Origin of the sequence: Oscillibacter sp. ER4 (assembly GCF_000765235.1) — a bacterium.
GTDB lineage: Bacteria > Bacillota > Clostridia > Oscillospirales > Oscillospiraceae > Hominicoprocola > Hominicoprocola fusiformis.
The window spans coordinates 45,278-62,314 of record NZ_JPJG01000034.1 but is presented as its reverse complement, the minus strand read 5'-3'; the positions used below and the strand labels follow the sequence as shown (position 1 = coordinate 62,314).

Sequence of the window (17,037 nt, the reverse complement as noted above, 5' to 3'; positions counted from 1 at the left end):
TCTATGGATATTGACCTCGTGTTCAAGATTGCAGCGGTGGGCATCGTCGTCGCCGTGCTCAATCAGCTGCTCGTGCGCTCGGACCGTCCGGATCAGGCAATGCTCGTAAGCCTGGCCGGTCTCATCACGACGATGATGCTGCTCGTGCGGGAGATCAGCTCGCTCTTTGATCTCATCAAGAGCCTGTTTGGGTTTTAGGATGGAGCTGCTCATCAAGCTTGCGGCGCTGAGCCTGTGCGTGAGCGCCGTCACGGCGCTGCTCAAAAAAAGCGACGAAGCGCTCTCACTTCTCTTGCTGCTCGCGGCGGTACTTGTCGGCTGCGCGCTGCTGCTGCCCGCGCTCTCCGAGCTATTCGACTTCTGCGAGCGGGCGCTATCGCTCACGGATCTGCCGCTCACGCTGTTCGTACCGGTCGTCAAGGTCACGGCCATCGCGCTGGTAGCGCGCTTTTCCTGTGCGCTGTGCGCGGATGCGGGGCAGAGCGCGCTGTCGAGCCTGCTCGCCGCGGCGGGGACGCTGTGCGCGCTTGTCTGCGCGCTGCCGCTGATGGAAGCCCTGCTCGAGATGGTGGAGGGATTTCTATGAAAAGGCTGCCCTGCTTTCTTTTTGCTGCGCTGCTGCTCTGCGTGAGCGCCTCGGCGCTCGAACTGCCGTCAGAACTCGACGGCACCGTGCCGCGCGAGCTCATCGACAGCGCCGAGGCGGGGGATGATCTGCTCTTGCGCGGCGGACAGTACCTTTTTTCGCACTTTCGCGCGGCATTGCAGGATGCGGTGGCAAATTCGCTGCGCGGCGCGATGGCGCTGATGCTGCTCTCGCTCCTGTGCGGCCTCATCGAGGGCACGGCGGAGAGCGCGGGGGAGACGCCCGCGCGGTACGCGGGCTATCTCGGCGTGCTGGGTGCGGCGGCGCTTTCGGCAGGGGACTTAAGCGCGCTCATCGGCCTTGGCGTCGAGACGATGGACGAGCTTTCGGTGATGGCAAAGCTCCTGCTGCCGACGATTGCCGCAGCGATGGCGGGCGGGGGTTGTGTGGGCTCGGCAAGCGTCTGGCAGGTCGGCGCGCTGATGCTGAGCGACATCTTTCTTTCACTGATGCGCGATGTGCTCGTGCCGGTACTTTACTGCATGATCGGCACGGCGGCCGCGGGCGCGCTTTTGGAGCAGAGCCGTTTGTCGCCGCTCTCCAAGGGCATCGGCAAGCTGCTCTCGTGGGGCTTGAGCGCGATTCTGATCGTATTTACCGCGTTTTTGTCGATCTCGAACCTGCTGGCCGGTTCTGCTGACCGGCTCGCGGTCAAGGTGGGAAAAACCGTCATCTCCGGCGCGGTACCCGTCGTCGGTGGAATCTTGTCCGACGCGACGGAGGCCATCGCCGCCGCGGCGCTCACGCTGCGCGGGACGCTCGGTGTGCTGGGCGTATTTTCGGTGCTGGCGCTGTGCCTTGTGCCGCTGCTGCGCATGGCGGTGCAGTATCTTTTTTATCAGCTCGCGGCGTTTTTCAGCGGCATGGTGGGGTCACAATCACTCAGCAAGTTTTTAGAGCAGCTCTCCTCCGCGTTTTCACTGATGCTGGCGATGACGGCAGGCGGGGCGTTCTTGCTGCTCGTGTCGCTTTTGATCGCAATGATGATGGTGGTGACGGTATGACGTTTCTTCGCTCGTGGCTTTTAAGCGTGACAGCCTGCGCGGTACTCGTGAGCATTGCCCAGCAGCTCACGGACGGCGGCGCGATGAAAAAGATCGTGCGTTTTGTCGGCGGGATGGTGCTGATGCTTGCGATGCTGCGCCCGCTGCTCTCACTCACGTTCGACCTGCCGGAGCTCGACGGCGGTCATTACCGCGAGGCGGTCGAAGCGCTGAAGGAAACGCTGAACGCCGAGCAGGACAGCGCGCTCAGCGATAGCATAGCCGCGCAGACGCAGGCATATATTGAGGACAAAGCCAGCTCCTTAGGTCTGAGCTTGCGCGCCGAAGTGCAGACCGCTTTACGCGACGGCGTACCGTTTCCGGACAGCGTCACACTGTACGGAGAAAACAGCGCGGCGCTCGGCGCGTACATCGTACAGGAGCTTGGCATTGCAGAGGAGAAACAGCTATGGATCGAACCGAAATGAACGCATCGCCCGTGCAGAAGGCGCTGCAAGGCATCAAGAAGTACAAATACGTTCTCCTGACGGCGCTGCTCGGCGTGCTGCTGTTGCTGCTGCCGCAGAACGAGAAAGCGGCAGACTCAGGCTCCGCGACACCGTCCGCCGCGGAAAATTTCGACCGCGAGGCGCTGCAAAACGAGATGGAGGATATTCTTTCCTCGCTCGACGGCGTCGGGAAGCTCTCGCTTATGCTGACGGTCGAGGGCGGCGGCGCTTACGAGCTGGCGCAGGATGAGACCGCGTCGCTCAAAGCCCGAGGGGATGAGGTCGACGAGCAGACGCGAAAGACGGAGACCGTTGTGCTCGGCGGCGGCACAAGCGCCGAGGTCGTCGTGACCCACAGCCGCTATCCGCGCTTTGTCGGCGCGCTCGTCGTGTGCGAGGGCGGCGGCAAAGCGGACGTCCAGCTCAAAGTGACGCAGGCCGTCAGCGCGCTGACGGGGCTTTCGTCTGAGCGCATCTCCGTTGTTAAGGGAACGCCATGAGACTACAATATTTTTATTATGCAAAACGCAGGGAGGAAACAGCTATGAAGCAATTATGGAAGCGGAACGCAGTGGTCGGCACAATTCTGGTCTTTGTCTGTGCGGCGATCTTTCTGAACGGAAAGTACGCCGAAAAGGTCGACAAGCCCACAAAGGTCTTAGGTCAGTCCGAGCTTGTGAGCACAGACGGCGACGCCGCCGAGGTCTCAGCAAACGCGGAGGGGAAGGACTACTTTGCCTCGGCCCGCCTGACGCGCCAGCAGGCGCGCGACAGCGCGCTGTCGCTTTTGAAAGAGGCGAGCGAAAACCAGGACGTGGACGCCGAGACCGCGAGCGAGGCAGCAAAAAGCATCGAAACGCTCGCTTCCTATACGCTCAGCGAGGCGCAGATCGAAAACATGGTCACGGCCAAGGGCTATGAGGACTGCGTCGTCTTCATGTCCGAAGACGGCGTGAGCGTGGTCGTTTCGACGGGAGAAGAGGGGCTCCAGACCGAGGACATCGCCCGCATCACGGACATTGTCAAGCAGGAAACGGGACTGAGCGCGGAGAGCATTAAGATCATGGAAGTAAATTAGCTGTTGTAATTTTGGGAAAAAGATGATAAAATACTTTCGATATGAGCATTCACAAACAAGGAGAGGATATCTGAATGGCTGAGAATCGAGAGTATCTGACCCGCGCCGAGGAAAACGGCAGCATCAACATCGCAGAAGACGTGGTCGCCGCGATCGCCGCCGACGCTATCGGCGAGATCGAAGGCGTTGGCTCCATGTGCCAGAATATGACCGAACAGATCACCGAGCAGTTCACGGGCAAAAAGGGCCTGCGCGGCGTGCGCGCCGAGGTCAAGGACGGCGAGATCATCGTCGACGTCTACCTGATGGTGCGCTATGGCTACGCCATCCCCGAGACCGCGCGCAAGGTGCAGGACAGTGTGTCCGCCGCCGTGAGCGGCATGACGGGCTACAACGTCCACGCGGTCAACGTCCACGTCGGCGGGATCAGCTTCAACTAAGAGAAAGATGAAGGAACAGACGAGATGATTCGCAATACAGCGCGAGAGATCGCAGTGCATCTTGCATACGAACTGAGCTTTACGGATAAGACGGTGGAGGAGCTTCTCGACGAGCGGCTGACGAAGGAATACTTCGACACGCTCAAGGATGAGGACAACATCTACGAAAAGGCCCCCGGCGCCGCGCAGGCGGAATACATCCGCTCCATCGTTTCCGGTGTTGCCGAGCACGCGCCGGAGCTGGACGGCTACATCGCCAAGTACGCCAAGGGCTGGAGCTTCGACCGCATCCCGCTCGTTGCCTCGGCGATCATGCGCGTTGCGATGTACGAATCGCTCTACCGCAGTGACATTCCGACGCGCGTGGCCGTCAACGAGGCCGTGGAGATCGCCAAGAAATACGAAACACCCGAGACGGTGAAGTTCATCAACGGCATCCTCGGCAGCTTCGTGCGCGGCGAGATCAGCGCGGAATAAAAAATGCTCTTAAAAGCAGAGTACCGACAGGCGCTCTGCTTTTCTTCCGTTTTTCATTTTGTTTTGAGAGAGGGGTGACGCGGCGTGGCGCAGGAGCAGATGATCTTCAGCGTATCGGAAGCCAACAATTTCATCAAGGCGCTGCTCGACGCCGTGCCGCAGCTCCAGACCATTTTCGTGCGCGGCGAGATCTCGAACTACAAGCTCTATCCCTCCGGGCACCATTACTTCACGCTCAAGGACGATGGGAGCGCGCTCAAATGCGTGATGTTCCGCGGCATGGCGGGGAAGCTCCGCTTCCGCCCGGAAAACGGCATGAAGGTCATCGCCTTTGGCCGCATCGGCGTGTTCCCGCGCGACGGCGCGTACCAGCTCTACTGTTCAGAGCTCAGCGTCGAGGGCGTGGGTGACCTGCACGTCGCTTTCGAGCAGCTCAAGGAAAAGCTCTTCAAGGAGGGGCTTTTTGCCCCAGAACATAAAAAGCCCTTGCCAAAATATCCCAAGCGCATTGCCATCATCACCTCATCCGCGGGCGCGGCGGTGCATGATATGCTGCGCATCCTGAACGCGCGCTGGCCGATGAGCGAAGTCGTGCTCCTGCCTGTGCGCGTGCAGGGAGCAGAAGCGCCGCCGGAAATCGCGGGCGCGCTGCGCTATGCGAACAAATGGAGGATTGCCGACCTCATCATCACCGGGCGCGGCGGCGGTTCGATCGAAGATCTATGGGCGTTCAACGATGAGCGCGTGGCGCGCGCGATTTATGCCTCCGACATTCCGGTCATCTCCGCCGTCGGTCACGAGCCAGACGTGACGATCGTCGATTTTGTCGCCGACGCGCGGGCGTCGACGCCGTCGAACGCGGCGGAGATCGCCGTGCCGGACCAGCGCGAAATTTACCGCCGGCTCGACGCGCTGCAAACGCGCATGGTGCAGAGCGAGCAAAAGCGCGTGAAAGCCCTGCGCGAGCAGTTTGAAAAGACGTCCCGCAGCCGTGCGCTGCAAGACCCCATGGCATTTATCGACGACAAGCGGATGCTGCTCGACTACACGCAGAAAAACCTTGCCGCACTCGCGCAGCATCAGATGGCGCAGCGCACACAGCAGTTTACAGCGCTTGCGGCCAAGCTCGACGCGCTGAGCCCTCTTAAAGTTCTCGGCCGCGGCTACGCCGTTGCGCGAAATGAACAGGGACAAATTCTGCGTGCGGCGCAGGAGGCCGCAGCCGGCGAAAAAATCGAGGTACTGCTCGGGCAGGGAAGTCTCAACTGCACGGTGAACGCATGCAATATGGGAGGAAATGACGATGGCAAAAACGTTTGAAGACAATATCGCGCGTCTCGAGGAGATCGTGACGGCACTTGAAAAAGGCGACGCAAAGCTCGCCGATTCCCTCAAACTCTTTGAAGAGGGGACGAAGCTCGTGCACGACTGCGGTGCGATGCTCGACAAGGCCGAGCAGAAGGTCGCGAAGCTCTCTAAGGGCGCGGACGGCGCGCCGGTCGAGAGCCCATTCATTTCGGAGGAGTAATCCATGGACGAAAAGCTGTTTTCCGCCCGCATGGCGGAGTATAAGTCGGCGGTGGACAAGTATCTTGACGCCTGCCTTGAGGAAACGCAGTGCGCAAGCTATCACAAGCTGACCGATTCGATGCACTACAGTCTGACCGCGGGCGGCAAGCGTCTGCGCGCGATCTTAGTGCTCGAATTCTGCCGCATCTGCGGGGGAGACGTCGAAAAGGCGCTGCCCATGGCCTGCGGCGTTGAGATGCTGCACACGTATTCGCTTATCCACGACGATCTGCCCGTGATGGACAACGATGATCTGCGCCGCGGTAAGCCGTCGAACCACAAGGTCTTCGGCGAATGCACGGCGACGCTCGCGGGCGACGCGCTGCAGGCGCTGGCATTTGAAACGGTCCTGAAGACCGACCTCCCCGCGCTGCGCGTGCTCAAATGCGCGCAGGTCCTGGCAAATGCCGCGGGACACGAGGGCATCTGCGGCGGCCAGCAGCTCGACCTTGAGTGGGAGGGTAAGATTCTGAGCGCGCCGGAGCTCGAGGAAATTTATCTGCGCAAGACGAGCGCGCTTATCCGCGCGGCGTGCCTGATGGGCGTGGCCGCGGCGGGCGGCACGAAGGAGCAGGAGGAGGCCGCGGCCGGCTACGCCGACAACTTCGGCTTCGCGTTCCAGCTGCGCGACGACATGCTCGATGTCATCGGCGATGAAAAAACGTTCGGCAAGCCCATCGGCTCGGACAGGGAAGAGGGAAAGATGACGTTCGTCGACATTCTCGGCCTCAGCGGCTGCCAGCGCGTCATCGAGGCGCACAGCGAGAGCGCGGTCGAAGCGCTGGGCGACATGGAGGACACCGATTTTCTCATTCACCTCGTCCGTGTGCTTGAAAAACGGGAGCAATAAATAAAAAATCCCGCAGAAAACGCCAAAAAAGTGGAAAATCATACAAAAGTGCGCATTTGGTGTTGACAAGCGGAATCGTCGGTGCTACGATACGCACATTGAAACGGAACCCACCCCGTGGGGAATGCTCGAAGGAAAGGATTCATTGGCATGAAGACTTCGTACTCTGCCAACTGCATGATGATGCCGATGATGCGCATGTTCAGCATGTGCATGCTTTGTCATGGAGAAAATGGTCATTTCCTTTCAGAAACTGTCTGAGAAAAACAGCGAAGCGGCAGCGGAAGGTCAATGACCTCCCGCTGTTTTTTACTGCTCGAACAGCATACACTCCCCGCAGTCTGTCCGTTCCAAAAAGAAGCTATTATAAAATAAGTAAGGAGAACAAAACGATGAAAAAGCATTCTATTAAGCTGACCGCCCTTGTCCTTGCACTGGTCCTCACTGCCGCTCTGGCCCTGACCGGCTGCGGCTCCAAGAGCGATGACTCCGGCGACAGCGCCACCACCATCCAGATCGCCGTCCCCAACGACACGACCAACGAAGCCCGCGCGCTGCTCCTGCTCCAGGACAACGGCGTCATCAAGCTCGCTGACGGTGCCGGCATCACCGCCACCAAGAACGACATTGTCGAGAATCCGTACAACGTCGAGATCGTCGAGACCGAGGCTGCGCAGATCCCCAACATCCTGCAGGACGTTGACTACGCCGTCATCAACTCCAACTACGCCATCAACGCGGGCCTGAACCCCGTGGCCGACTCCCTCGTGATCGAAGGCTCCTCCTCCGCTTACGCCAACATCCTGGCCGTGAAGGAAGGCAACGAGACCTCTCCCAAGATTCTCGCCCTGATCGCCGCTCTCGAGAGCCAGCAGGTCGTCGATTACATCAACGAGAAGTATGACGGCTCCGTTGTCAGCACTGTGGAGAACCCGACCGACGGCTTTGACGCCACGGTCGACTACGACGCTCTCGCTGGCGAGACCATCTCTATCGCCGCTTCTCCGACCCCGCACGCTGAGATCCTCGAGATCGTGAAGAGCATCCTCGCCGAGAAGAACATCACCCTCGACATCCAGGTCTACAATGACTATGTCGTGCCCAACACCGTTGTCGAAGACGGCACTGTCGACGCCAACTACTTCCAACACAAGCCCTATCTCGACGACTTCAACGCCGAGAACAGCACCCACATCGTCTCCGTTGCCGCCATCCACGTCGAGCCCATGGGCCTGTACGGCGGCAAGCAGACCACGCTCGATGCGCTGAGCGCCAAGTAAGAAAGAAAGGAGGGAGCGTTCTTGATCGAACTGAAGCATCTAAGCAAAACCTTTGAAACAGCCGGCGGACGGGTAGACGCGCTCAAGGATGTCTCCCTGACCATTCCGGACGGCGACGTCTACGGCATCATCGGCATGAGCGGCGCCGGCAAATCCACGCTCGTGCGCTGCATCAATATGCTCGAGCGCCCGACGGAGGGCGAGGTCATCGTGAACGGACAGCGTCTGGACACGATGACCCCCGCGCAGCTCCGCGCGGCGCGGCGCGAGATCACGATGATCTTCCAGCGCTTCAACCTGCTGATGCAGCGAAACTGTCTCGCTAACGTCTGCTTTCCGATGGAGCTTTCCGGCTTGCGGGGAGAGAAGAAGTGGCGCGAACAGCGGGCGCTGGAGCTCCTCGACATCGTGGGGCTCAAGGATAAGGCCAAGGCCTATCCCGCACAGCTCTCCGGCGGACAGCAGCAGCGCGTGGCCATCGCCCGCGCGCTCGCCACGAACCCCAAGGTCCTGCTCTGCGACGAGGCCACGAGCGCGCTCGACCCCAAGACGACGCGCCAGATCCTCGAGCTGATCGGCGACATCAACAAAAAGCTTGGCATCACCGTCGTCATCATCACACACCAGATGAGCGTGGTGAAGGAGGTCTGCAATCACGTTGCGATCCTCGACGACGGCGAAGTCGTGGAAGAGGGCCTTGTTTCTACCGTCTTTTCCGCGCCCAAGTCCGCGGCGGCGCGCCACCTCGTGTTCCCGCGCGGCGCGGACATCGACGTGTCCGACCCCCAGCAGCAGCGCCGCATCCGCCTCATCTTCCGCAGCGCGAAGACGACATCCATTCCGCTCGTCGCGCGCCTTGCGACCGAAGAGGGCATCAGCGCGACGGTCATTTCGGCCAACACGCAGAAGCTCTCCGAAGAGGTGTACGGCAGCATGCTCCTCGGCGTGCCGAACGCGCAGTTCGAGCAGGCCATGGACTTTTTAAGAAGCATTGAAAATCTTCAGGTAGAGGAGGCGAGCGTCGATGTACAGTAATCTCTTTTCCCCGGACTCCATCGCAGAGCTCACCGTCGCCATGCAGACGCAGTTCCCCAAGGCGATCTGGGAGACGTTTTATGTGACGCTGCTTTCGACGGCGCTGGCCGTCGTCATTGGCCTTCCGCTGGGCGTGCTGCTCGTAGCGGGGGAGAAGGGCGGCGTTCTGCCGCTTCCCAAGGCCTTGATGAGCATTCTGAACGTCATCATCAACCTGCTGCGCTCGATCCCGTTCCTCATCTTAATGATCATGGTCTTCCCGCTCTCGCGCCTCATCATCGGCACGACCGTCGGCACCACCGCGACCATCGTTCCGCTGGTCGTGGCGGCGTTCCCGTTCGTCGCGCGCCTTGTTGAAAGCAGCCTGCGCGAGGTCGACCCCAACATCATTGAGGCCGCTCAGAGCATGGGCGCAACGCCCATGCAGATCATCTGCAAGGTGATGATCCCCGAGAGCGTTCCCTCGCTGCTCCAGAACTTCACCATCGCACTGACGACCATCCTCGGCTACTCGGCGATGAGCGGCATCATCGGCGGCGGCGGCCTCGGCAAGATCGCCATCGACTACGGCTACTATCGCTACAAGTACCTTGTGATGTTCGCAGCGGTCGTGCTGCTTATCATTCTGGTGCAGATCTTCCAGTCCTTGGGCACGCACCTTGCGGCCAAGAGCGATAAGCGCCTCAAGAAATAACCGGATATCCTATCCTGCAAAGCGCCTCAACCGCACGGTTGAGGCGCTTTTTTGTCATTTTTCGCAATTTGACAGAAAAAAATGCGTCAATTTTTGAAAGCAAAATGCAGTAAAAATTGCAAAATCCCTTGTCATGTGGGAAAAGGGCTGTTATAATAGACATAGAATGCAATGCAAGTCTTCGCGATTTGCATATTTTTTACGGAGAAATTGCGTGAACAGTTTTCAGGAATTGGTCCAGTCCATCGACTGGGGCTCGCTGACCGACGCGCTTTTGCGCGTGCTCGGCGTCTTTTTATGCTTGACGGTGCACGAGACCTGTCACGGTCTTGCAGCCTATGCCCTCGGCGATCCGACGGCCAAGCGCGAGCACCGCTTGAGCTTAAACCCGCTGCACCATATCGACTGGTTCGGCTTGGCTGCCATGCTGCTCGTCGGCTTCGGCTGGGCAAAGCCCGTGCCGGTCGACATGCGGTATTTCAAAAAGCCGAAGCAGGGTATGGCCATCACAGCGCTGGCGGGGCCGGTGTCGAATCTGCTGCTGGCGATGCTGCTCTTGCTCGGCGCGCGCATCACGATCGCGCACTATGTCGATACCGCGTTTTGCAGCGGCCTTTTGAATTTCCTTGCGATGACGGCGTACATGAGCGTTGGTCTGGGGCTTTTCAACCTCATCCCCATCTCGCCGCTCGACGGGTCGAAGGTGCTCTTCGCCTTTCTGCCCGACCGCGCGTACATGACGCTGATGCGGTATGAAAAATACGGCATGCTTGTTCTTTTTGTGCTCGTCTGGCTCGGCGTGGGAAACAATATCCTCAGCGAGGGCATCTACCGCGTGTACGAGCTTCTGGTCAACTGGATCGTATATTGATAAAGTGAGAGGAATGTCATGGACAATCCCGTTTTCAAGCTGGAGGGCGTGGTGCACGAGCGCAGCGCGGAGGCGCTGCAGGACTTTGAAGGGCCGCTCGACCTCATTCTCTTCCTGCTGTCGAAAAATAAAATAGAGATCCAGGACATTCCCATCGCGCTGATCCTGGATCAGTACCTTGCGTATCTCGAGCAGCGAAAGCAGCTCGATCTCGAGGTCGCGAGCGAATTCATCACGATGGCGGCACATTTAATGTACATCAAAACGCGCATGCTGCTTTCGCTTGAGGATGAGCAGGCGCAGAGCGAGATGGACGAGCTCATTGCCTCGCTCAAAGAGCGCCAGCAAAAGGACACGTACCTTCGCATCAAGACGCTGACCGAAACGCTCGGCCCGATGGGCGAGTTTGGCCGCAGCATCATGACGCGCCAGCCCGAGCCCATGCAGCGCGGCAAAATCTACGAGTACAGTCATGAAAAGGCCGACCTCGTGCTCGCCATGCAGACGATCATGGAGCGCGGGGAAAAGCTGGCCGCGCCGCCGAGCGCGGCGCTGAGCGAGATCGTGCGCCGCGAGCCGTATCCCGTCAAGGGCAAGGCGGAGGAAATTCTGCACCGGCTCAAGGAGTTCGGCATGACGCGCTTCAAGCTGCTGTTCCGCGGCAGCCGCAGCCGCAGCGAGATCGTGGCGACGTTTATCGCCGTTTTGGAGCTCTGCCGCGAAAAGGTCATCCATCTGGCCGGTTCCGACACGGACTGCACCGTGGAGTGCGGGGACGACGCCCCCGACCGTATCAATCTGTAAAAAGCGAGGAACGCTATGTCTTTGGAATCTTTGGACCTGCGCGAGGTCGAGTCGGCCATCGAGGGCATTTTGTTCGCCAGCGGCGAACCGCTTCCCATCGACCGCATCTGCCTTGCGCTCGATTTGGACCGTCCGACCGCGGAACAGGTATTGCAAAAGCTCGGCGATTACTACGCATTTGAGCGCCGCGGCATCCGGCTCGTCCGCATGGAGGACAGCTATCAGCTCTGCTCGTCTCCGGACTATGCCGACGTCATCCGCAGGGCGTTTGAGATCCGCAAGACCGCCAAGCTCTCTCAGCCCGCGCTGGAGGTGCTGACGATCATCGCCTACTACCAGCCCACGACCCGCGCCTACATTGATCAGGTGCGCGGTGTGGACAGCTCGTACACCGTGGGCCTGCTGCTTGAGCGCGGGCTCATTGAGGAGTGCGGACGTTTGCAGGTGCCGGGACGGCCGAGGCTGTACCGCACAACGAAAAAGTTCCTGCGCGACTTCCACTTGGGTTCGCTCGAGGAGCTGCCGGAGATGCCGGGTCTTGAGGCCGACGGTCAGCTCCGCATGACGGAGGACGGCACGATCCTCGACCCCAGCGCCATGACGGAAAAAGAAGGCAGCGTTCCCGAAAACGGGGAACACTGACCGCGTAAAGCATAAAAACCGCGTGAAGCGTAAAAAGAGGGAGGTGGTCGATTGACTGCGCTGAAGGTAATTGGCATCATCCTGCTCATTTTTATTTTGATCGGCTTTCTGCGCGTGGGCGCGCTGATGCAGTTCGGCGACGAGCTGCGCGTGCAGCTTTCGGTCGGCCCGTTCCGCTTCACGCTGCTGCCAGCAAAGGAAAAGAAAGAAACGCCGAAGAAAAAGGCAAAGGAGAAGAAACCAAAGTCAGAGGGAGAAGAGGCGAAGCAAAAGAAAAAGCCCTCGCTCCCCAAGCCGACAAAAGAGGAGCTCAGGGACCTCATCACGACGGCGCTCTCGGCGCTCAAGGAGACAGCGAAGCGCACCTGCAAGCGCCTTCGCATCGACCCGCTGGAAATTCTCGTCGTCTTTGGCGGCACGGACCCCGCGGATATCGCGCAGACCTACGGCTATGCGAGCGCCGCGATGTGGGGTGTGATGCCGCACCTTGAAGACCTCTTCCATATCCCTGATCCCTCACTGCACCTGCGCATGGACTACAGCTCTGAAAAGACGCACGCAGAGGGTGCCGTTGGCCTGTCGCTTCGCATCCGCGACGGGCTGCACATCTCGCTTGCGCTGCTCATTCCGATGCTCAAATGGTACCTGCGCTATAAAAAGGCGCATAAAAACGACGCTCCCGCGGAAAAACCAACAGAGAGCACTCCGCAAAACAGTGAACACAGTGAAAAACTGACCGCATAAAAAGAAAGGATGAACCTCATGGAAAACATCGAAAAGAAGACCCCGCTCAACGATCTCATGGACACCACGATGGATAAGATCCGTGATATGGTCGATTCCAACACCATCATCGGCGAGCCGATCACGACGCCCGACGGCGTAACGGTCATTCCCGTTTCGCGCGTGAGCTTCGGCTTCGGCGCAGGCGGCGGCGACTACGGCAAGACCGACACCGCACACTTCGGCGGCGGCGCAGGTGCGGGCGTCAAGGTCGACCCCGTCGCGTTCCTCGTCGTCAAGGACGGTCTGACGCGCGTGATGCCCGTGGCCATCCCTGCGGCGGCAACGGTCGACCGCGTGCTTGATCTTGTGCCGGAAGTGCTCGACCGCGTGCAGAATTTCGTGGACAAGAAGAGAGAAGAGAAAGATATCTACTGATTTCGGGCATAATAGGGGCATTCCGAATGAAGGAGTGATCCTATGCCGCGTTTTGCCCGATGCGTATTTGCCGTTTTCCTTGCTGTTTCCTGCCTGTCAAGCAGTTTGGCCTGTCAGGCTGCCGCGCCTGAAACTGCCGCCGCCGCGTTCATTTTGATGGAGGCGGGCAGCGGGCGGGTGCTGGCGTCGCGCAATGAAACGCAGGAGCGCAGCATCGCGAGCACAACGAAGATCATGACCTGCTTGGTCGCGCTGGAGCACAGCGAACTCACGGAGAAGGTCACGGTCAAACGCGAGCACTTGCGCGAGGGCTCGTCGATGTACCTTCTCGAGGGCGAAACGCTCACGATGGAAGAACTCCTCTACGGGCTGATGCTGCCGTCCGGCAACGACGCGGCAGAGTGCATCGCCGCCCACTGCGGCGGAAACGGCGGCAGCGCGCAGTTTGTCCGATGGATGAACGAAAAGGCGAAAGCCCTCGGCATGGAGCACACGTCATTTGCCAACCCGAGCGGTCTCGACGAAATGGGGCACAGCTCCTGTGCCCTCGATATGGCGCGCCTTGCGGCCTACGCCATGCAGAACCCGACGTTCGCACGCATCGTTTCAACGCGCACGGCGAGCGTTGGCACGCGCACGATGACGAACCACAATAAGCTGCTCGCGTCGTATTCCGGCTGCGTCGGCCTCAAGACCGGCTACACCGGCGACGCAGGGCGCACACTCGTCACCTGTGCCGAGCGCGGCGGGATGCGCATGATCGCCGTCACGCTGCACGACGGCAGCGATTGGGCCGATCATGCTGCACTCTACGACTACGGCTTTTCGGCGTATGCGCTCTCAAGCGGTGCGAAAAAAGGCGAGGCCTACGGCAGCGTGAGTGTCGACGGGCAGAGCGTGTCCGCCGTCGCGGCGGAGAGCTTCTGCTATCCTGTCTCGGAGAGTGAATCGTTGAGCGTGCGCGCCGAGTTGCCGCAAACCGTCTCCGCCCCCGTGCGGAAGGGACAAACGTTCGGCACGCTCGTCATCTCCTGCGGCGAGACCGAGGTTGGACGAGTTGACCTCGTCAGCGCGCGCAGCGTACAGGCGCAGGAAACAAAGAGCGAAACAAGCAAAAATAAGTCGCTGGCGGAAAAGCTCTGGCAATTTCTGTCGGCAAAGTAAAGGAGGGATTGACCTGGCCGAAGCAAGAATTCAAAAGCTCATCGCCGAATCGGGGCTCTGCTCCCGTCGCACCGCCGAGCAGTGTATCGCCGCGGGACGCGTGCACGTGAACGGCAAGACTGCGCTTCTCGGGCAGAAGGCCGACCCTGAAGTCGACGAAATCACCGTCGACGGCAGGCCGCTCACACAGGAGGGGCAGAAGCGCTACCTGATGCTCAACAAGCCGCGCGGCTATGTCTGCACGCTCTCTGACGAAAAAGGGCGAAAGACCGTCGCCGAGCTCGTCAGAAACTGCGGCGCGCGCGTCTATCCCGTCGGGCGGCTCGACCTCGACTCCGAGGGACTGCTGCTTTTGACGAACGACGGCGAATGGATGCAGCATCTTCTGCACCCGCGCTACGAGGTCAACAAGGTCTACGAGGTCAGCGTCGCGGGCGAGGTCCGGGGAGCGGCAGAAGTGCTCGCTTCCATGACACAGCTCGACGGCGAGCCCATCCGGCCCGCGCAGGTGCGCGTGCTGCGGCAGGGGAGGGACACCGCCGTTCTCTCCATCACCATCCATGAAGGAAAAAACCGGCAGATCCGGCGCATGTGCGCCACCGCCGGATTACACGTCAAGCGCCTAAAGCGCGTGCAGGAGCACGCGCTCAAACTCGGGGCTCTTCCCGTCGGCGTGTGGCGCGATCTAACGGAGCAAGAGCTCCATGCAACAAAATCAAAGTAACAGAGGACGATTTTATGACGAAGAATATCTTACATAATATCGAAAAGAACATGAGCAGCTTTTCCAAGGGGCAGAAGCTCATCGCCCGCTTCATTCTGGAAAACTACGATAAGGCCGCGTTTATGACGGCCAGCAAGCTCGGCAAGACCGTGCAGGTCAGCGAGTCGACCGTCGTGCGCTTTGCCGCCCAGCTCGGCTACGAGGGGTATCCGAGCATGCAGCGTGCATTGCAGGAGATGATTCGCGGCAAGCTCACGAGCATCCAGCGCATTCAGGCGTCGGACGGCGAGCTCGCAGGGTCCGATCTGATGACGAACGTCCTGCAGCGCGACATGGAGAAGATCCGCATGGCCATCGACCAGACCGACGGCGCGGAATTTGAGCGCGTGGTCGACACGATCATCGGCGCGCGCCGCATCTACATCGTGGGCTTCCGTTCGTCCTCGTTTCTGGCAGGGTACTTAAACTTCTACTTCCGCCTGATCTTCGACAACGTCACTCTGGTCAACGGCGGCGCGGCCGGCTCGTTCGACCAGCTCTTCCGCGTCTCCAAAGACGATGTGGTCATCGGTATCTGCTTCCCGCGCTACAGCGAGCTTGCGCTCAAGACCATCCAGTTTGCGCGCGACCGCGGCGCGACGATCGTCGGCGTGACGGACAGCGAGATGTCGCCCATCAACCAGATGTCCAGCAATTCGCTGCTCGTGCGCAGCGAGATGATCTCGTTCGTCGACTCGCTGGCGGCACCCATGAGCATGCTCAACGCACTCATTCTGGCCGTGGCCAACAAGAAGGGCGCAGACATCTCCGCGACGTTCTCCGAACTCGAGCACATCTGGGAGCGCTTCGACATTTTCGGCAAGATCGAAGATGAATAAGGCGATCGTTGTCATCGGCGGCGGCGCGGGCGGCATGATGGCCGCGATCTGCGCCGCGCGCAAGGGTGCGCACGTGACGCTACTCGATCCAAACGAGCGCCTCGGCAAAAAGGTGAACATCACCGGCAAGGGCCGCTGCAACGTGACGAACGACAGCACCTGCGAAGAGCTGCTCGCCCACGTGCCGCAGAACCCGCGGTTTTTATACTCCGTGTTTTCCCGCTTCGACGGGCACGACGCCATCGATTTTTTCGAGGGGCTCGGTGTGCCGCTCAAGGTCGAGCGCGGCAAGCGCGTGTTTCCCGTGTCCGACCGGTCATTCGACATCACAGCGGCGCTTGAGCGCGAGCTCAAGCGTCTGCACGTCAAGCTCGTGCGCGACCGCGCGCTCGGTATTTCGGTCGAAGACGGCCATGTCGCCGCCGTCAAGGGCGAAAAAGGGGACTACACCGCCTCCGCCGTCATTCTGGCGACGGGCGGGCTGTCCTATCCCGCGACGGGCTCGACGGGCGACGGCTTCCGCATGGCGGAAGCGCTCGGCCACACAGTCACGCCGCTGCGCGGCTCACTCGTGCCGCTCGAGGCACGCGAATGCGCGGTGCTGCAAGGGCTGAGCCTGCGCAACGTTGCGCTGACGGTATACGAAAACAACAAAAAGATCCACTCGGATTTTGGCGAAATGCTGTTCACGCACTTCGGCGTGAGCGGGCCGCTCATCCTGTCGGCCAGCGCGCACATGCGGCATTTCGACAAAAAGCAGTACCGACTGGAGATCGACCTCAAGCCCGCGCTCGACGAGCAAATGCTCGACAAGCGCCTGCTGTCGGATTTTGAAAAGCACGCAAACAGCGACTACTGCAACGTGCTCGGCGCGCTTCTGCCGCAGAAGATGATCGACGAATTCATCGACCGCTCGGGCATCCCTCCGCACGAAAAGGTGCACGATATCACGCGCGCCCAGCGCGAGACCATCCGCACGCTCTTAAAGCGCTGGACGGTCAATGTCAGCGCGCCGATGCCGGTCGAAAACGCGATCATCACCTCCGGCGGCGTCAAGGTGGGGGAGATCGATCCGAAGACCATGGCGTCGAAAAAGATCGGCGGCCTGTACTTTTCCGGCGAGATCATCGACGTAGACGCCTACACGGGCGGCTACAATCTGCAAATCGCCTGGGCGACCGGCAAGGCCGCGGGCGAGGCTGCCGCGGACGCACTGCTGACGCAGTAAGCAC

23 protein-coding genes are annotated in these 17,037 nt (G+C 60.2%); all 23 read left to right on the top strand.

The annotated features are described in order from the left end of the window. Nucleotides 1–3 precede the first annotated feature (3 nt). The 23 genes from spoIIIAC to NI20_RS0106110 all read left to right on the top strand — a co-directional run bounded on the left by spoIIIAC (nucleotide 4) and on the right by NI20_RS0106110 (nucleotide 17,033). Nucleotides 4–198 (top strand): stage III sporulation protein AC, encoded by a 195-nt coding sequence (gene spoIIIAC / locus NI20_RS0106220; RefSeq protein WP_033120568.1) that lies wholly within the window; start codon nucleotides 4–6, stop codon nucleotides 196–198. After that, complete coding sequence (locus NI20_RS0106215; RefSeq protein WP_156108564.1) at nucleotides 188–586, top strand: SpoIIIAC/SpoIIIAD family protein; 399 nt, start codon at nucleotides 188–190, stop codon at nucleotides 584–586. The genes spoIIIAC and NI20_RS0106215 overlap by 11 nt, the downstream gene beginning before the upstream one ends. Continuing rightward, nucleotides 583–1,650 (top strand): hypothetical protein, encoded by a 1,068-nt coding sequence (locus NI20_RS0106210; protein WP_033120566.1) that lies wholly within the window; start codon nucleotides 583–585, stop codon nucleotides 1,648–1,650. Before NI20_RS0106215 ends, NI20_RS0106210 begins: the two co-directional genes overlap by 4 nt. Next, on the top strand, nucleotides 1,647–2,117 hold the full coding sequence (locus NI20_RS0106205; RefSeq protein ID WP_033120565.1) for a stage III sporulation protein AF: 471 nt from the start codon (nucleotides 1,647–1,649) through the stop codon (nucleotides 2,115–2,117). Before NI20_RS0106210 ends, NI20_RS0106205 begins: the two co-directional genes overlap by 4 nt. Then, nucleotides 2,099–2,638, top strand: a complete 540-nt coding sequence (locus tag NI20_RS0106200; protein WP_052084472.1) for a hypothetical protein — start codon at nucleotides 2,099–2,101, stop codon at nucleotides 2,636–2,638. Before NI20_RS0106205 ends, NI20_RS0106200 begins: the two co-directional genes overlap by 19 nt. Nucleotides 2,639–2,682: 44 nt before the next feature. Next, nucleotides 2,683–3,216, top strand: a complete 534-nt coding sequence (locus tag NI20_RS0106195; RefSeq protein WP_033120564.1) for a SpoIIIAH-like family protein — start codon at nucleotides 2,683–2,685, stop codon at nucleotides 3,214–3,216. A 74-nt stretch (nucleotides 3,217–3,290) separates the two neighbouring features. Beyond that, on the top strand, nucleotides 3,291–3,656 hold the full coding sequence (locus tag NI20_RS0106190) for an Asp23/Gls24 family envelope stress response protein (RefSeq protein WP_033120563.1): 366 nt from the start codon (nucleotides 3,291–3,293) through the stop codon (nucleotides 3,654–3,656). A gap of 24 nt (nucleotides 3,657–3,680) precedes the next feature. Next, complete coding sequence (gene nusB, locus NI20_RS0106185) at nucleotides 3,681–4,133, top strand: transcription antitermination factor NusB (protein WP_033120562.1); 453 nt, start codon at nucleotides 3,681–3,683, stop codon at nucleotides 4,131–4,133. An 84-nt stretch (nucleotides 4,134–4,217) separates the two neighbouring features. Beyond that, nucleotides 4,218–5,453 carry an exodeoxyribonuclease VII large subunit gene (gene xseA, locus NI20_RS0106180; RefSeq protein ID WP_242842939.1) on the top strand — a complete coding sequence of 412 codons (1,236 nt, stop codon included), beginning with the start codon at nucleotides 4,218–4,220 and terminating at the stop codon, nucleotides 5,451–5,453. Then, complete coding sequence (gene xseB, locus NI20_RS0106175) at nucleotides 5,437–5,661, top strand: exodeoxyribonuclease VII small subunit (protein WP_033120561.1); 225 nt, start codon at nucleotides 5,437–5,439, stop codon at nucleotides 5,659–5,661. Before xseA ends, xseB begins: the two co-directional genes overlap by 17 nt. Before the next feature lie 3 nt (nucleotides 5,662–5,664). Then, nucleotides 5,665–6,552, top strand: coding sequence for a polyprenyl synthetase family protein (locus NI20_RS0106170; protein WP_033120560.1), 888 nt, complete (start codon nucleotides 5,665–5,667; stop codon nucleotides 6,550–6,552). 392 nt (nucleotides 6,553–6,944) lie between these two features. Next, nucleotides 6,945–7,832 carry a MetQ/NlpA family ABC transporter substrate-binding protein gene (locus NI20_RS0106165; RefSeq protein WP_052084471.1) on the top strand — a complete coding sequence of 296 codons (888 nt, stop codon included), beginning with the start codon at nucleotides 6,945–6,947 and terminating at the stop codon, nucleotides 7,830–7,832. 21 nt (nucleotides 7,833–7,853) lie between these two features. Beyond that, entirely contained in the window at nucleotides 7,854–8,867 is a 1,014-nt protein-coding gene (locus NI20_RS0106160; protein ID WP_033120559.1) for a methionine ABC transporter ATP-binding protein, read from the top strand. A 40-nt stretch (nucleotides 8,868–8,907) separates the two neighbouring features. Beyond that, entirely contained in the window at nucleotides 8,908–9,561 is a 654-nt protein-coding gene (locus NI20_RS0106155; RefSeq protein WP_033120596.1) for a methionine ABC transporter permease, read from the top strand. A 214-nt stretch (nucleotides 9,562–9,775) separates the two neighbouring features. Further along, on the top strand, nucleotides 9,776–10,432 hold the full coding sequence (locus NI20_RS0106150; RefSeq protein WP_033120558.1) for a site-2 protease family protein: 657 nt from the start codon (nucleotides 9,776–9,778) through the stop codon (nucleotides 10,430–10,432). An 18-nt stretch (nucleotides 10,433–10,450) separates the two neighbouring features. Then, the gene (locus tag NI20_RS0106145) at nucleotides 10,451–11,236 is read left to right on the top strand and encodes a ScpA family protein (RefSeq protein WP_033120557.1); all 786 of its coding nucleotides are present in this window, start codon (nucleotides 10,451–10,453) and stop codon (nucleotides 11,234–11,236) included. 21 nt (nucleotides 11,237–11,257) lie between these two features. Continuing rightward, nucleotides 11,258–11,878 carry an SMC-Scp complex subunit ScpB gene (scpB, locus tag NI20_RS0106140; protein WP_369699403.1) on the top strand — a complete coding sequence of 207 codons (621 nt, stop codon included), beginning with the start codon at nucleotides 11,258–11,260 and terminating at the stop codon, nucleotides 11,876–11,878. Between the two features lie 51 nt (nucleotides 11,879–11,929). Beyond that, nucleotides 11,930–12,622, top strand: a complete 693-nt coding sequence (locus tag NI20_RS0106135; protein ID WP_033120556.1) for a DUF2953 domain-containing protein — start codon at nucleotides 11,930–11,932, stop codon at nucleotides 12,620–12,622. An 18-nt stretch (nucleotides 12,623–12,640) separates the two neighbouring features. Continuing rightward, nucleotides 12,641–13,039: a GerW family sporulation protein gene (gene ytfJ / locus NI20_RS0106130; RefSeq protein ID WP_052084468.1), complete on the top strand. Its 399-nt coding sequence runs from the start codon at nucleotides 12,641–12,643 to the stop codon at nucleotides 13,037–13,039. Nucleotides 13,040–13,081: 42 nt separating this feature from the next. Then, complete coding sequence (locus tag NI20_RS0106125; RefSeq protein WP_052084467.1) at nucleotides 13,082–14,203, top strand: D-alanyl-D-alanine carboxypeptidase family protein; 1,122 nt, start codon at nucleotides 13,082–13,084, stop codon at nucleotides 14,201–14,203. Between the two features lie 13 nt (nucleotides 14,204–14,216). Next, on the top strand, nucleotides 14,217–14,927 hold the full coding sequence (locus NI20_RS0106120) for a pseudouridine synthase (protein WP_033120592.1): 711 nt from the start codon (nucleotides 14,217–14,219) through the stop codon (nucleotides 14,925–14,927). Between the two features lie 14 nt (nucleotides 14,928–14,941). After that, nucleotides 14,942–15,805 (top strand): MurR/RpiR family transcriptional regulator, encoded by an 864-nt coding sequence (locus NI20_RS0106115; RefSeq protein ID WP_033120555.1) that lies wholly within the window; start codon nucleotides 14,942–14,944, stop codon nucleotides 15,803–15,805. Further along, nucleotides 15,798–17,033 (top strand): NAD(P)/FAD-dependent oxidoreductase, encoded by a 1,236-nt coding sequence (locus tag NI20_RS0106110; RefSeq protein ID WP_033120554.1) that lies wholly within the window; start codon nucleotides 15,798–15,800, stop codon nucleotides 17,031–17,033. The genes NI20_RS0106115 and NI20_RS0106110 overlap by 8 nt, the downstream gene beginning before the upstream one ends. Nucleotides 17,034–17,037: the final 4 nt, after the last annotated feature.

Coding starts and splice junctions, on each gene's coding strand:
- spoIIIAC (WP_033120568.1), top strand. CDS start 4: ATGGATATTGACCTCGTGTTCAAGATTGCAGCGGTGGGCATCGTCGTC.
- NI20_RS0106210 (WP_033120566.1), top strand. CDS start 583: ATGAAAAGGCTGCCCTGCTTTCTTTTTGCTGCGCTGCTGCTCTGCGTG.
- NI20_RS0106205 (WP_033120565.1), top strand. CDS start 1,647: ATGACGTTTCTTCGCTCGTGGCTTTTAAGCGTGACAGCCTGCGCGGTA.
- NI20_RS0106200 (WP_052084472.1), top strand. CDS start 2,099: ATGGATCGAACCGAAATGAACGCATCGCCCGTGCAGAAGGCGCTGCAA.
- NI20_RS0106195 (WP_033120564.1), top strand. CDS start 2,683: ATGAAGCAATTATGGAAGCGGAACGCAGTGGTCGGCACAATTCTGGTC.
- NI20_RS0106190 (WP_033120563.1), top strand. CDS start 3,291: ATGGCTGAGAATCGAGAGTATCTGACCCGCGCCGAGGAAAACGGCAGC.
- nusB (WP_033120562.1), top strand. CDS start 3,681: ATGATTCGCAATACAGCGCGAGAGATCGCAGTGCATCTTGCATACGAA.
- xseB (WP_033120561.1), top strand. CDS start 5,437: ATGGCAAAAACGTTTGAAGACAATATCGCGCGTCTCGAGGAGATCGTG.
- NI20_RS0106170 (WP_033120560.1), top strand. CDS start 5,665: ATGGACGAAAAGCTGTTTTCCGCCCGCATGGCGGAGTATAAGTCGGCG.
- NI20_RS0106165 (WP_052084471.1), top strand. CDS start 6,945: ATGAAAAAGCATTCTATTAAGCTGACCGCCCTTGTCCTTGCACTGGTC.
- NI20_RS0106155 (WP_033120596.1), top strand. CDS start 8,908: ATGCAGACGCAGTTCCCCAAGGCGATCTGGGAGACGTTTTATGTGACG.
- NI20_RS0106145 (WP_033120557.1), top strand. CDS start 10,451: ATGGACAATCCCGTTTTCAAGCTGGAGGGCGTGGTGCACGAGCGCAGC.
- ytfJ (WP_052084468.1), top strand. CDS start 12,641: ATGGAAAACATCGAAAAGAAGACCCCGCTCAACGATCTCATGGACACC.
- NI20_RS0106125 (WP_052084467.1), top strand. CDS start 13,082: ATGCCGCGTTTTGCCCGATGCGTATTTGCCGTTTTCCTTGCTGTTTCC.
- NI20_RS0106115 (WP_033120555.1), top strand. CDS start 14,942: ATGACGAAGAATATCTTACATAATATCGAAAAGAACATGAGCAGCTTT.
- NI20_RS0106110 (WP_033120554.1), top strand. CDS start 15,798: ATGAATAAGGCGATCGTTGTCATCGGCGGCGGCGCGGGCGGCATGATG.